This is a genomic window from Planktothrix pseudagardhii, from assembly GCF_904830925.1.
Classification (GTDB): domain Bacteria; phylum Cyanobacteriota; class Cyanobacteriia; order Cyanobacteriales; family Microcoleaceae; genus Planktothrix; species Planktothrix tepida.
In genome coordinates, this window is record NZ_LR882967.1 from 2,123,655 (window position 1) to 2,138,432 (window position 14,778).

General features: G+C 40.3%; 11 protein-coding genes. 7 read left to right on the plus strand and 4 right to left on the minus strand.

Annotated elements, in window-relative coordinates; genetic code table 11:
• Positions 1 to 99 precede the first annotated feature (99 nt).
• The 3 genes from NMK36_RS08975 to NMK36_RS08985 all read left to right on the plus strand — a co-directional run bounded on the left by NMK36_RS08975 (position 100) and on the right by NMK36_RS08985 (position 4,809).
• Positions 100 to 4,065, plus strand: coding sequence for a PAS domain S-box protein (locus tag NMK36_RS08975; RefSeq protein WP_254173571.1), 3,966 nt, complete (start codon positions 100 to 102; stop codon positions 4,063 to 4,065).
• Between the two features lie 35 nt (positions 4,066 to 4,100).
• Positions 4,101 to 4,496, plus strand: coding sequence for a response regulator (locus tag NMK36_RS08980; RefSeq protein WP_072721081.1), 396 nt, complete (start codon positions 4,101 to 4,103; stop codon positions 4,494 to 4,496).
• Between the two features lie 118 nt (positions 4,497 to 4,614).
• Positions 4,615 to 4,809 (plus strand): hypothetical protein, encoded by a 195-nt coding sequence (locus NMK36_RS08985; protein ID WP_072721083.1) that lies wholly within the window; start codon positions 4,615 to 4,617, stop codon positions 4,807 to 4,809.
• Positions 4,810 to 4,867: 58 nt separating this feature from the next.
• Here NMK36_RS08985 and NMK36_RS08990 read toward each other — a convergent pair whose 3' ends face one another.
• Complete coding sequence (locus NMK36_RS08990; RefSeq protein ID WP_072721085.1) at positions 4,868 to 5,803, minus strand: serine hydrolase; 936 nt, start codon at positions 5,801 to 5,803, stop codon at positions 4,868 to 4,870.
• A gap of 72 nt (positions 5,804 to 5,875) precedes the next feature.
• Here NMK36_RS08990 and NMK36_RS08995 point away from each other — a divergent pair, with 72 nt between their 5' ends.
• Together NMK36_RS08995 and NMK36_RS09000 are read left to right on the plus strand one after the other, a co-directional pair.
• Entirely contained in the window at positions 5,876 to 6,616 is a 741-nt protein-coding gene (locus NMK36_RS08995; RefSeq protein ID WP_072721086.1) for a C40 family peptidase, read from the plus strand.
• 1 nt (position 6,617) lies between these two features.
• A complete protein-coding gene (locus NMK36_RS09000) occupies positions 6,618 to 7,628 on the plus strand; it encodes a lysylphosphatidylglycerol synthase transmembrane domain-containing protein (protein WP_083580131.1) in 1,011 nt (336 codons plus the stop codon).
• Between the two features lie 58 nt (positions 7,629 to 7,686).
• Here NMK36_RS09000 and NMK36_RS09005 read toward each other — a convergent pair whose 3' ends face one another.
• A complete protein-coding gene (locus NMK36_RS09005; protein WP_186440436.1) occupies positions 7,687 to 8,373 on the minus strand; it encodes an N-acetylmannosamine-6-phosphate 2-epimerase in 687 nt (228 codons plus the stop codon).
• A 39-nt stretch (positions 8,374 to 8,412) separates the two neighbouring features.
• Positions 8,413 to 10,293 carry a hybrid sensor histidine kinase/response regulator gene (locus NMK36_RS09010; RefSeq protein ID WP_072721089.1) on the minus strand — a complete coding sequence of 627 codons (1,881 nt, stop codon included), beginning with the start codon at positions 10,291 to 10,293 and terminating at the stop codon, positions 8,413 to 8,415.
• Positions 10,294 to 10,467: 174 nt separating this feature from the next.
• Here NMK36_RS09010 and NMK36_RS09015 point away from each other — a divergent pair, with 174 nt between their 5' ends.
• On the plus strand, positions 10,468 to 11,766 hold the full coding sequence (locus tag NMK36_RS09015; protein WP_254173572.1) for a chemotaxis protein: 1,299 nt from the start codon (positions 10,468 to 10,470) through the stop codon (positions 11,764 to 11,766).
• A 2-nt stretch (positions 11,767 to 11,768) separates the two neighbouring features.
• Here NMK36_RS09015 and sbcD read toward each other — a convergent pair whose 3' ends face one another.
• Positions 11,769 to 12,995 carry an exonuclease subunit SbcD gene (sbcD, locus tag NMK36_RS09020; RefSeq protein WP_254173573.1) on the minus strand — a complete coding sequence of 409 codons (1,227 nt, stop codon included), beginning with the start codon at positions 12,993 to 12,995 and terminating at the stop codon, positions 11,769 to 11,771.
• 368 nt (positions 12,996 to 13,363) lie between these two features.
• Between sbcD and mgtE the strand changes: the two genes are divergently transcribed.
• Positions 13,364 to 14,767, plus strand: a complete 1,404-nt coding sequence (gene mgtE / locus NMK36_RS09025; protein ID WP_190516873.1) for a magnesium transporter — start codon at positions 13,364 to 13,366, stop codon at positions 14,765 to 14,767.
• Positions 14,768 to 14,778: the final 11 nt, after the last annotated feature.

A 14,778-nucleotide genomic window follows, 5' to 3' on the forward strand; every position in this document is an offset into this window, starting at 1 on the left:
CTCGATTGGGTCACGCGGGTGATCGGTCTCATTGAGCGTACCTACTCCCGCCATCCATAAGCGACAATTAATATATACCGCCAGGGAGAGGAAGCCGCCATGAGACTGTATCAGCGATTTTTACCTTATGCAGTTGCTATGAGTTTAACCGCTATTGCCTTTCTTCTCTCTCTTTGGCTAGAACCGCTTTTAGTTCGCACAGTTGGAGCATTTTTCTACATTGCCATTATTCTGAGTACCGGGTATGGAAGCTTTCGAGCCGGAATTGTAGCCGTTATCCTATCTACAGTAGCCATTGATTATGCCTTTATCCCCCCCAAGTATCAATTTGTACTGACTCAACCCCAGGATTTCTTGCGGTTAGGTGTTTTCCTCGTAGTCGCCCTAATGATTAATCTCCTCAATAGCAGACTTGTAGAAAGTAAAAAAAAGATTGAACGATTAAGTCAACAATTAGCCCAGGAAAATGCAGAACAATTACGCATAGCCCTATCAGCAGCCCAGATGGGAATGTGGGATTGGAATATCTTAACTGGAGAACTCAAAGCATCACCGGAAGCCGAACAGTTATCGGGGTGGGTTGCAGGTACATATGATCAGCGATATGAAACCTTCCTCGCTCGCTTGCACCCAGAGGATGTTAACGGTTTTAATCAAGCCGTCGCACAAGCGATCCAAACACACCAGATTTATCAGTACGAGTATCGAATTATTTGGCTCGATGGCAGTATTCATTGGGTAGAAGGACGGGGACAGACCTTTTATAACGAAACAGGCCAAGCCGTGCGGATGATGGGCACGATCATAAATATTGACGAGCGTAAACAGACACAACTTGACCTAAAAAAATCGAATATTGAACTCGAACAACGGGTATTAGAAAGAACGGGAGAACTGACTCAAACCAGTCATCTTTTGGAACAAAGTGAAACTCAATTTCAATACCTGGTTGCCAATGTACCTGGAGGGATTTATACCATTATTTATGCCCCGGATGGTTCCGTTCGATTTGATTATGTTAGTCCTGCCTTTTGCGCTATTTTTGAATGGGAGTCCGAGCCAATTCTCAACAATAGTTCTCTCATATTTGAACAATTTTATTTAGAAGATATTCCGGTCTATAAAGCCTTATTAACTCACTCTCTGCAAACCCTAGAACCCTTGGAACACGAGTTGCGAATTATTACCCCATCGGGTCAGTTAAAGTGGGTTCATGCCCGTGCCGTTGCACATCTTCAAGCAGATGGCAGTATTATTAGATATGGAATTGTTCGAGATATTAGTGAACGCAAACAAATTGAAGAATCACTGGAGAAAACCCTGCAACAATTAAGTTTTCATATCGAAAATACACCCTTGGCTACGGTCATTTGGGATTCTCAAATGAGGGTACAATATTGGTCAAAACAAGCTGAGAAGATTTTGGGTTGGACGGCGGAAGAAGTCTTCGGTAAAACTATGTACGAATGGCAGTTTATCTTTGAAAGAGATGAAGAAATGGTTAACCGCAAGGCGCAAGACTTATTCAGAGGTCAACCCATCATTTGCCGTAATCGCAATTATCGCAAAGATGGCACGGTGATTGATTGTGAATGGTACAACTCGGCTCTTTTGGATGAATCAGGAAATTTAGTCTCGGTTCTCTCCTTTGCACAGGATATCACTCAACGAAACCGACTAGAACAAGCTCTCAAGGTCAGCGAGGAGAAGTATCGTCAGATTATTGACCTGGCTAATGAAGGGGTCTGGATCATTGATGCAGAAGGCTATACCACGTTTGTCAATCCTCGGATGGCTGAAATGTTAGGCTATACGGTGGCAGAAATGATGGATCAATCTTTGTTTGTCTTTATGGATGAAGAGGAACGAGCGTTCGCTACGGCTCAGTTGGAAGCTCGCCGTCAGGGAATTTCTGAGCAACATGACTTTAAGTTTCGCTGTAAAGATGGTTCAGAGTTGTGGTGCATTATCGGCACTAACCCAATTATCAATGAGGCGGGACAGTTTATGGGGGCATTGGGTATGATTACCGATATTAGCGATCGCAAACGGATTGAAAAAGCCCTCCTCGATAGCGAAGAAAAGTTTCGGCAAATGATGATGGGTATCGTTGAAATTTACCCCCATGATATCTTTCATCTTTCGAGTAATCTTGCCACCACCGAGTTTTTTGGCATTGAATCTGATACCCTGCAAAATCACTTTGCCAGCGAGATCGGTGTCCAGCAAGAGTATATAGAAATGTGGCTTAATTACTATCGGGAAGCAGAATGCACGGGTGTTCCTGTAAAATTTCAATATCTGCATCGCACTGAAACAACTCAGAAATGGCTATCGGCTACGGTTTGCCCTATTGTTAACAGTTCTACTCACAGAACCCTATTTTCCTTTGTGGTTGAGGATATCACCGAGCGCAAACACGCGGAAGAAGCCTTACGCCAGAAATCGAGAAAGGAAGAGCTACTGTTTTCTATCACTCAAGCCATTCGCCAATCGTTAGATCTCCATGCCATTCTCAATAATGCGGTAACACAAGTTAGACAAACTTTACAAACGGATCGGGCTGCTATTTATCAATTTAATCCCGATTGGAGTGGGGATTTTGTTATCGAGTCAGTGGCTCCGGGTTGGCTCAAATTGGTGGGAGATCAGGTTCAAAAATCTTGGGAAGATACCTATCTCCAAGATACTCAAGGCGGTCGTTTCCGTAATAAAGAAAACTTTATTGTTAATGATATTTACACGGCTGGGCTTCAACCGTGTCATATTGAATTATTAGAACAATTTCAAGCTAAAAGTTATGCGGTTTTCCCGATTTTTTTAGGAGAAACGGTTTGGGGATTGTTAGCAATTTACCAAAATTCTACCTCTCGTCAATGGCAATCCTGGGAAATCGAATTATTACAAGAAATCGCTAGTCAATTGTCGATCGCAATTCAGCAATCGGATCTGTATCGACAACTTAAACTGGAACTCCAAGAACGCAAACAAACCGAAGCGGTATTACGAGAAGCGGAACGACGTTGGCGATCGCTGTTGGATAATGTGCAGTTAATTGTTGTCGAACTCGATTGCAACGGCAATATTAACTATGTTAATCCTTTTTTATTGAGTTTAACTGGCTATGACAAGACAGAAGTTTTGGGTCAAAGCTGGTTTGAAAAATTCTGTCCTAACGAGATTCAAGACTCAATGCAAGTAGTTTTTTCAGAAATTTTAACTCAAAATCATCATCCCTATTATCGCAATGCTATCTTGACAAAATCCGGGGAAACACGATTGATTGCTTGGAATAATACGGTGCTGCAAGATTTACAGGGAAAGATTATTGGAATGATTAGTATTGGCGAAGATGTTACTGAACGGCAAAAAATTGAAAAAATTAAGGATGAATTTATTGGAATTGTTAGCCATGAACTTCGCACCCCTTTGACCGCCATTCAAATGTCCTTGGGACTTTTAAATACAGGAATTTATGCTCAAAAACCTGAAAAGTTCCGACGCATGATTGAGATTGCGTTATTAGATACCAAGCGGTTAGTGAATTTGGTTAATGATATTTTAGATTTAGAACGGTTGGAGTCGGGACGAGCGATTCTCGATAAAACCGTTTGTAACGCTACGGATTTAATGCAGCAAGCGGTCGATGGAATACAGGCGATCGCTTCTCAAGAACAAATCTCCTTAGTGATTATCCTTAGCGATGCCGAAGTCTGGGTTGCGGCAGATGCTATTATTCAGACCTTGACAAATTTACTCAGTAATGCTATGAAATTTTCCCCTGCCCATTCCACGATTCACCTGAGTGCAGAACCCCAGGCTGATTGTGTTTTGTTCAAAGTCAGGGATCACGGACGGGGTATTCCAACCGATAAGCTAGAAGCAATTTTTGGTCGTTTTCAACAAGTTGATGGATCGGACTCCCGTGAAAAAGGAGGAACAGGTTTAGGATTAGCCATCTGTCGCAGTATTATTGAGCAGCACGGTGGAAGGATCTGGGCTGAGAGTATACTAAACGAAGGTAGTACATTTTTCTTCACTCTCCCCTTTCCCGTCAAGTTTTGAGCCTCAAACTCTCATCCGATTATCTGTGAGTGCTTATGAAAGGTAAACAAATTCTAGTCGTTGATGATGAAGAACATCTACGGGAACTGGTGCGGATGTGCCTCGAAGACCTAGCCGGATGGGAAACCCTAGGAGCAGCATCGGGTGAGCAATGTTTACAAATCCTTGAAACTGAACGACCAGATGCCATTTTGCTGGATGTATCGATGCCGGGAATGGATGGAATTACTGTATATGAACGCATTCAGTCGAATTCTAGCACGGGTTCAATTCCTGTCATTTTACTCACCGCCAGAGTGTTACCCAGTGATCGAGCCAAATTTGCCCAGATGGGTGTTTATGGGGTGATTTCTAAACCCATTCAACCTCAGACCTTAATCACAGAAGTAGCAGAGATTTTAGGATGGGATGAATTTATTACATCAGAGTAAGTGAAGGGTTTAGAGGGGGGTGATGACCCCAAAAACAATTTTATTAATTCACAAAAACCCACACTTAAGGGAAGTTTTACAGGCTTGCTTGACTGATTTAGGGGGGTGGAGTGTGTAAGTGGCTAGTTCAACTTTAGACGGCTTACAACAAGCAAAACTTTCTCAGCCAGATGCTATTATTTGGGAATTTCCTATCAAGGAAAGACAGGGTATACGATTTATAAAAATATCCAAAACCAAAATATTTATTGGTTTTGTCGTCATTGTTGGCAAACCATGCCTGTCTATAACCTTAAGTGACATGGTTCATTAGTCTCTAAAAGTTTAGTAAAAACCCACTTTAAGAAAGAGCTATCTTCGTTCGAGTTGCTTTAAAGGGTTTTCATTGCTTCTACAACCTTTTGGGAAATAAACGGTAAGAGTTCTTGATTTTTACTTTGAGCTTTTCCTTCTGTAAATACCACTAATACGGATGGTCGAGCAGAAGGAAGTTCAATATAAGCAGCATCATGACGAACTTGGCTAGTATGACCTGCTTTTGACCACAATTTTGCAGTTTTCGGGAGTCCACCACCCAAAAAACCCGTAACTTGATTTTCTGGATTTTCTGCTAACTCTTTGGGGTCAAGACTGCGTTTGATTAATTTCATCATCTGACCCGAAGCCATAGAAGAAACCGCAACACCACCAATAATACTATGCAATAATCTTGCTGTTGCATTCGTGGTTAACATATTGCGATTTTCCATTAATTCTCCTAAAAAAATTCGTTCCCGACCATAGGCGCCATCACACCACGTTTTTTGATTAACATTAATCGATTCAAATTCCGGCCAGTTGAGGGTTTTCAGATAACGGTTGACCAAATTACGTTGACTTTTCCACGTTTCGAACGGCCCTATGGGTAATTCGGGGCCACTGGTGGTTCCCGTTAACACATCAACGACTAAACTGGTGGCATCATTACTTGAATCAATCATCATATCTCTCGTCGCCCGTTCTAATTCTGGGGTTGTCCGTAACATCCCCTTTTCTTTCCATTCAAAAACAGCTAATAAATAAAACAATTTCACAATACTAGCCGGATAAATTCGTTCAATTCCCCGATAATGAAATCCACGAACAGGATATTTCCAAAACTCTTCCGGGGTTAAGGCGCCTCCGGTATTGACCGAAATGGGGGGGTCATATACTAACCAGGTCATGGCGAGTTGATTTTCGGCTACAGATGGAAATTGTGTGCGCGTTGCATCTATAATGCCTTTGCCCAGGGTTTCTAATTGTTCATCGGAATGGAAAAAAGTCATTGTTGTTGATGGTTGAGGGTTAATGGTTAACGGTTGGCAGTGGATGTCTATTTTTCTATCGACTCATCTATCATGGTTGAATGTTTATCAGATTCGATTGAGTATATCTGTAGAGAGAATTTAGATCTCTATGATTCGAGCGAGTGCAAAACTTTAGCGACGCAAGCGAGAAAAGGACGTTATTTACGTTGGCTTCCTGAACCCCAAAATCAGATTAATCGTTCAACGAGTATTTTAGTACAACTCTGCGAAGACGATTATACGGCTTGGTTACCCACGGGTGATCAAAACCATTTAGAGATGGCGACTCAACCTTATCACGCCCCGGTTTTCTCCGATGCTGAAATTCAAGCGGCCATTCCCCAGGTTATTGAGTTTACTCAAGCTGCAATGGAAACCCCCAATTATTATCTGTGGGGAGGGACAGTTAGCCCTAATTATGATTGTTCGGGTTTAATGCAAGCTGCATTTGCTTCGGCGGGAATTTGGATACCGAGAGATGCGTATCAACAGGAAGCCTTTACACAACCGATAACCTTCCATCGAGACCCTTTAGATTTTTCTAGTCTTCTTTCTGGGGATTTAATCTTTTTTGGAACGCCCCAAAAAGCCACCCACGTTGGATTGTACCTCACAGAAGGACAATATATCCACAGTTCGGGGCGTGAACACGGTCGAAATGGAATTAAAATAGATGTCTTATCACCAGAAGGGGATGCCTGTATTCAGTATTATTTTCAACAGTTGCGAGGGGTAGGACGAGTCATTTCTAGTTATCAACCTACTGCTTCAACTCACTCATTAGGACTCTAAAATGCAACCCACAAAACTTAAAATTCACCAGCCAAACTCAGATGCAGAACTTCAAACCACTGGAGGTTTCCTCAAGCTGATAAAAATCATCCTCGGTTTTGTTAAACCGTATTTAAAATGGATAATTGTAGGCGGAACCTTATTTTTCTTGGCTGCAAATTTTAGAAAGCATTGGCAAGAAATTTCTGAAATTGAGATTACCTCAACAGGTTGGATGTATCTCGCCGTAGCTCTTGTGGTGACGCTTTTTGCCCATGCTTGGTCAGCCTGGGTGTGGTTAGGAATTGTCAAAGAGTTTAAGCAACCTGTTAGACCTCGTTGGGGATTACAACTGTATTTAATTACTAATATTGCTAAATATTTGCCGGGGAATATTTGGCATTTTTATGGGCGAATTGTGGCAATGAAGGATTCTGGTGTTGCCCTAGAAGCTGCTGCTTTAAGTGTATTATTAGAACCCTTAATGATGGCAACGGCAGCATTAGGGGTGGCTTTAGTCAGCTATCGTAGTCCTTATTGGATCTTACAAATTCTAGCTTTAATTGTTCTGGGTATTGGAATTCATCCTATTATTTTAAACCCGATTCTTAGATTTTTAGAAAAGTCAAAATTTAAAAAAAAACTTTCTGAACTTCCTGAAAAACCCGCTTGTCAATTAGATCATTACCCCTTCAGACCTTTATTGGGAGAAGTGGGGTTTATTTTATTAAGATGGTCGGGGTTTATGTTTGTTTTATTAGCTTTCCAGCCCGTACATTTTAATCAAATTTCGTTGTTATTGGGAGCTTATAGTTTTTCTTGGTTATTAGGGTTATTAATTCCCGGCGCACCAGGAGGATTAGGGGTTTTTGAAGCAATGGCTTTAGCATTATTGAGTCACCAATTTTCCGCCCCAATTTTATTAAGTGTCATCACTTTTTATCGATTAGTCACTATTATCGCTGAAACAGTGGGGGCATTATTAGCTAAATTAGATCAACGATTTTTAGATCATTCTCACCCAATAACATAAACTGTTGGCTCTATTCCCCTTTCCCTATAGCAAGATTGCCTATTGCCTATTCCCTGTTTTATGATAAAGAAACCGCTTTTTGATACGCTTGAACTAACAGATCAATTCCGGTAATTGCCCCCCCAACAACAACGGCATAAGCACCTAAATCCAAGGCTTGTTTCGCCATTTCTGGGGAAGAAATTCCCCCTTCACAAATCACCGGAACTGATAACTGATTCACCATTTGAGTTAATAAATCAAAGCTGGGGGGAGACTGATGTTGGGTGGTTTGGGTATAACCATATAATGTTGTTCCCACACAATCTGCACCTGCGTCTGCGGCAATTTTAGCGGCTTCTAAACTATCCACATCCGCCATCACTAATTTCCCTAATTCTTGATGGATTTTAGTAATTAAATTCCGAACAGTTTCTCCTTGGGGACGTTCTCGCAATGTCGCATCAATGGCAATAATATCAGCACCAGATTTAGCAACGGCGACAGCATCTTCAAATCGAGGCGTAATATACACTTCAAACCCTGAAATTTGTTGTTTCCATAAACCAATAATCGGTTGAGAAACCTGTTGACGCACCGCTTCAATATGAGTTGGGGTATCAATTCTCACCCCTACAGCACCTCGATTAACGGCTGCTTCCGCCATCGCTGAAATCACAATTGGATTATGCAATGGGGAATCAACAGGAGCTTGACAGGATACAATTAATCCGTGTTTTAAGGGTAACAAAATTTCCGATTTCATGGTTTAAGGTGAATAGTAAAGGGTAAAATGGGTTAAGATTTAATTCATTTTTAAGGCTATCATTTTATTGAGTAACTCGTCGGGTTGAATCGGTTTAACTAAACAATCATAATATTCAAAAGAGGGGTTAACTTTGGAATCAAGAAAGCAGCTTTCATAGGTTAAGGCTAAAATTTTAATTTTTTGGGTTTGGGGTTGATGATGAAGTTGATTGAGAATTTCATGGCTGAATTGTCCCGGTAAATTCAGGTCAATAATGAGCGCATCCGGTTGTAACAGTTCAATTTGTTTAACGGCGGTAAATCCTTCCATTAACCAAACCACTTGATATCCAGAGGCGGTTAATAAGTCACAAATTAAAGTTGCGGTTTCTTCATCCCGTTCAATTAAAACACACTTGCGACGAGGAGAATTGAGATACACTGAAGGCAAAGAAGTTTTAAACGGAGATTCAGTAATTTCACCTTGAGGTTTTTTAGACATTAAAGGTAAAGCGGGTAAGTGTACGGTAAAGATAGAACCGACACCCACTGTAGATTCAACATGAATGACACCGCCATGTAATTCAACCAATTGTTTTGTCAAGGCTAATCCTAACCCTGTCCCTTCATACTGACGATCATAAGCGGAATTTAACTGCTGAAATTTTTCAAATAATAAAGGCTTTTTATCATCAGGAATTCCAATTCCCGTGTCTTCGATTTGCAAAATAGCGATATTATTATCTACCTTAAGTTTTAAGGTAACTCGACCGCCATCTGGGGTAAATTTGATGGCATTTTCTAATAAATTAAAGATAATTTTCCGAATCCGTTCATGATCTCCTGTAAATCGGTTTTGATGAGGTTTTATTTTGATATCACTGGTGAGATTGATCTGATGAGTTTGAGCTTTTTCTTGAAAAGAATTTAGACTTTGATGGACTAATTTAGACCAAGAAAATTCACTAATTTGGAGGACGGTTTTTCCGGCTTCTACTTCAGATAAATCTAAAATATCATTAATCAGTCCCAGTAACTTTTCGCCACTATCATGAATTGTTTTTAAATACCGTTGCTGCTTATCAAGGGGCATTTTTTGATTGGCTTGTTGTTCTCCAGAGTAGCGTAATAACGTTTCTGAAATGCCAATCACGCAAGTTAATGGGGTGCGTAATTCATGACTCATGGTGGCTAAAAATTGGCTTTTCGCTCGGTTGGCAGATTGCGCGCCTAATAAAGCATCATGAAGGGCTTGTGTTCGTTCGCGGACTCGTTGTTCTAGGGTTTGTTTTTGTTGTTGAAGTTGGGCGTATAGTTGAGCTTGGTGAATCGCAATGGATAAATGTTGGGTAATTTTTTTTAAAAATCGTTTTTCCATTGTTTTCCACTGGCGGGGTTTGAGACATTGATGAGCAATTAATAAACCCCAAAGGTTGTCTTGAACTACAATGGGAACAATGATGAGAGATTGAACTTGAAATTGTTTTAAAAATTCAATAAAACAGGTAGTGTGAGCATAGTCATGTTCTACATTAGAAACGGATTTAATAAAACCTTGACGATATTTATCTAAAAAACTACACTCTTGTTTAAAACAATGCTGATCTTCTGATAAATTTAAAACGGAAAGAATCTTATGAGAAGAGCGATCTTCATAGATCACTTTTCCATAGGGATATCCTGGGACATCTTCACCCCTGAACTGGGATGATTGTTCTAATGTTCGTTCTCCTCCCCAGTCCAATTCAGGGGCTTCTACAGTTGACAGGTATTGTAGCTCAAATTGATAAATGAGCAACCGATCAACCGATAAAAATTGTCGCAACTGTTTAACCGCAGTTGACAAAATCACCGATAAATCCAAACTCTGACGAATCTGAGTCGTGACTTGATTCAGAAGTCGTTCTTGTTGAAGCTGCTGGTATAAGGCATCGTCCACAGGCTTATATAACCGTCACTCTAAAGAATAGGGGGGGGGAGGAAGAAAAAACAAAAAGGTTGTAGCCATTTTTGTAGCTATTTGCGAGTTTACGGTTCTAAGATGGACAGAACAGTCTTACCTCATCAGTATGATCTTGGAAGAACCCCTGTTTGCGTTGAACCGCCAAAATGAATGAGCAGCCAATCTCCCATCACTTTTGATTCTACCTTAGCTTCTGTCCTTTCTTATGACTTTACCGTCAGTTCTAGCACTTTAGGACAGAGTGTAGCTAAGAAGTTTGCCCAAAACCCCGATTTACCGGGCGTTATTATCATGGATAACCGCGACTTCTTAGGCATGATTTCACGGGCGAAGTTTCGAGAACAAGTGAATACTACCCAGCGAGAAAATTTGTATTTCAATCAACCGATTCAAATGCTGCTCGATTATCTGAGGATTCCTGCCTTGTTGCTGGATCAAAATTGTAAAATTGGAGAAGCTGTCAATAGTGCATTGAATCGCTCTAAAGAATTAATTTATGAGCCGATTGTTGTTATTTTTGATAATAAATTTTATCGAATTCTCGATATTCAAACTTTATTATTAGCTCAAAATCAACTCTTAAATCATGCTCAAACTTTGATTCAGCAGCAACAATCCCAAGTTGAACATTCTTTTAAAATTATTGAAGTTGAACAAAGAAAGTTTAAAAAATATACAAAATATTATCAAAGCCAGCAAGAAGTAATCAAAAAAAATTATGGTGATTTTTTAAAAATTAAGCAACAGGAAATTTTTGAAACTGCACAAAAAATTACGGAGATTAATGAGGATTTTTTACAATTAAGTCAGCTAGTGATTGGAGAAACTAACAAATCTTTTCATTCAATTTATGTTAGTACAAATTCTATCCATGCTAATACAAGTCATGTTCAAAGGATTAGTGAATCTATTTCTAATGATTTAGAATCTATTCACTCGGCGTGTAATTTAATTGCTAAGATTCTTCAACAAATTCGTCATTTAGCAGTACAAGCCTCTATTATTGCTCATCAATCTCAAACTCCTTCCCAAGGATTGAGTCGGATTAATATGGAAATCAATCAACTGCTCAATCAAATTTTAAATGTCAATCAGCAGATGAATAAAGTAGCAAATCATTTTAGATTTCATTCTCAAAAACTTCAAGATATTGCTGAAAATGACGCTGAGATTGCTCGTTCTATTCTCTCAAAGTTAGAACGGGCAGAATTGGTTGTTAAGGAATTAGAGAGACTGATTGATAATTATGATCCGAATTTAATTATTTTAATTGTAGAACAAGCTAAAAATATGAGTCCTGAGTTGATTCCTTCTTTGATTTCTAAAATCGAAAAATTAGCCCTCACCCCAGAAGAGAATCCTAGTTCAGAGTCAAATCCGCAGCATTTAATTGGCTTAATTGAACGGACGTTGCAACAACGGAATCATAATTCTCCCCCTGAATCTTGATTCTATTTTTCTCCCGCTAATAACAGTTGAGCAGCTTCCATCATTTCAGATTGAAATCCTTGCAAATCTTCTCGACTGGTTAAATAGGTTTTTAAAGCATCTAACGGTTCCAGACTACTCCCTTGTGTTCCTAATTGCGGTAAACGGGGTCGAGCTAACTGACTGACTAATTCCGGTTGAATAGTATAGGTATGGGCACTCCTTAAAAGATCATGTAATTCGGCGGTATTAATTAAATCCAATTGCTCTGAACGCAGTTGATAAATTAAACGCACAACAGCTGCTTCAATTTTATGTTTTTGAATGGCTTTTATTACCATTTGTTGAGGATCATCGCTTTTAGATAGATCAACTTTAATCGTACAAAAAGCACGAGCGGGTAAAGCACAAAACTCCCATTTAACTTTCCCTTTTTTGAGTTCAATTAATACAAATCCTTTCTCTTCTTTTTCTTCGCTAAAATCAACCCGTTCAATACTTCCAGGATAAATAACAGGTGGATCATTGGTGCGGTTAAGATTTTGATGTTTATGGACATGACCTAGGGCGACATATTCAAAACAAGAGCGAGTTAAGAGGGAAAGCGGGATATTAAATCCTTTACCAACGGCTAAAAATCGTTCGGCTCCTAAATTCGCTCTCTCAACCATTAAATGTCCTAATAAAATTGTGGGTAATTCTGGATTTAAACTCCGAATTTCTCCTTCTAAAACAACGGTTAAACGGTCAATTAACAGTTGATTAACGGCTTCTAAAGACAGTTTTTCGGTTTCAGGGCGAGTTAATAATGTTGAGCGGGTTAACCAAGGTAAAGTAATAATTTGAATGGCTCCATTTCGGGTTTGAATGGTATGGGTTTCTAAGCTATCCCCCACAACAAATCCGGGAACCCCTAACGTGCGATAAATTCCTAAACTGGCTCCCCCTTGTCCTTGGGAATGTTGATCATGATTTCCGACTAATAAAACCGTTGGAATTTCTGCATCTACTAACCGCCGAAATTGAAATGCAAAGGCTTGTTTAACATAGGGAGCCGGGGTAGAATCAGGAAAGGCATCTCCCCCAAATAAAACTAAATCAACGGGTTCTGCGATCGCTCGATCAATACAACGTCCCAAGGTAGCGATAAAATCCTCTAATCTGCTATTTAACCCCGTTTCAGGATTAATTCGACCATGGGAAAAACTACTCCCTAAATGAATATCCGAAAGATGCAAAATTTTAATCATTGCTGAGTTTATCTAACAGGATTCATTTTAGTATAATCTAAACCAGACAATTCGTTGTTGGGCTTCAGCCTTTATCTTTAACCCAAAAGGGAAACAACAAATCAACGTTTAATTGTAACTTGATGGAAAACGATCAACTTGCTCTATAATCAATCCATCAACACCCAGATTAGATACCTTTCAAAATTTAGGATTTCATCAAAATCTAGTTAATTTAGCACAGACAGAATTATTGATACATTTCTAATTCCCTGTTCCCTGTTCCCTGTTCCCTGTTCCCTGTTCCCTGTTTTTGATTTAGAGGGTGAAGGTTCACCTTAAGCCTTTAGACTGGATCTGGATGCAGAACTGTTTTAGGAGGGCTGCCTTTGACTGAAGCCAATCAATCCATACCCCCAACCTCAACCATCTCTCGTAAAGAGTTACGGGAGTTGGTGCGGACGCAACTACAAGTGTTACTGGAGCTCGGAGACTTAACAGCCGCCAAAAGCATCCTGAAGCCTGTACAACCGGCGGATATCGCCGAGGCTATCGAAGGTTTACCCGAAACCATGCAGGTGATTGCTTTTCGGTTATTACCCAAAGATGAGGCGATCGAAGTCTACGAACAACTCGACTCCAGCGTTCAACAATCTCTCTGCGAAAAATTCAAGCGCCAAGAAGTCATCGACATTGTAGATAAAATGTCACCGGATGACCGAGCGCGTTTATTTGAGGAGTTACCCGCCTCCGTCGTGCGGCGAATTGTTGCCGAATTAAGCCCCACAGAACGTCAATCAACGGCGTTGTTATTGGGATATGAAGCGGGAACCGCCGGACGAATCATGACCCCGGAGTATGTTTCCCTGAAAGAATATTTTACCGTTAGCCAAAGTTTAGAACGAATTCGCAGTTTAGCCCATGTCACAGAAACGATTTATTCTCTGTATGTTACGGATTCAGATCGGCGGTTATTAGGGATTTTATCGTTGCGGGATTTAGTCACCGCCCAACTAGAACAAACCGTCGGTGAAATTATGAATCAGGATATTGTTTCTGTGCAAACGGACACCGATCAAGAGGAAGTGGCGGATATTATTCAACGGTACGATTTTTTAGCGATTCCAGTGGTAGATAGTGAACGGCGATTAGTGGGAATTATTACCGTTGATGATGTGTTAGATATTATTCAACAGGAAGCCACAAAAGATATTTATGCTTTGGGGGGGGTGCAAACCGATGGCGATAATTATTTTCAGGCAAATTTGCTAACAATCGCCCGCAGACGGGTGGTTTGGTTATTAGTTTTACTCTTAACAAATAGTGTCACGGGTTCAATTTTGAAAATGCAACAGGATCTGTTACATCAGGTGGTGGCACTGTCGTTTTTTATTCCCTTACTGACGGGAACAGGAGGCAATGTGGGGGCGCAATCGTCTACTGTTGTGATTCGGGGGATGAATACCGATGAAATCCGGGCAATGGGGCCATTACAAGTCATTATCCGCGAGGGATTAGCGGGAGCATTATTAGGTTCAATCTTAGGAATTTTAGCTACAATTTGGGCAAATACATTTGTTGTCCAAGGCAATTTATCTGTTGCTGTGGCGGTGGGAGTTAGTTTAGTCGCGATTTCCATCTTAGCTTCGGTGGCGGGTTCTTCTTTGCCCTTTTTATTCCGTTCATTAGGATTAGATCCGGCTTTAATGTCAGCACCGTTTATTACCACGGCTGTTGATGTTTTAGGGGTGTTAATTTATTTTAATTTAGCTCGATTGATTTTGCAAATTTAGGGGAGGTGATT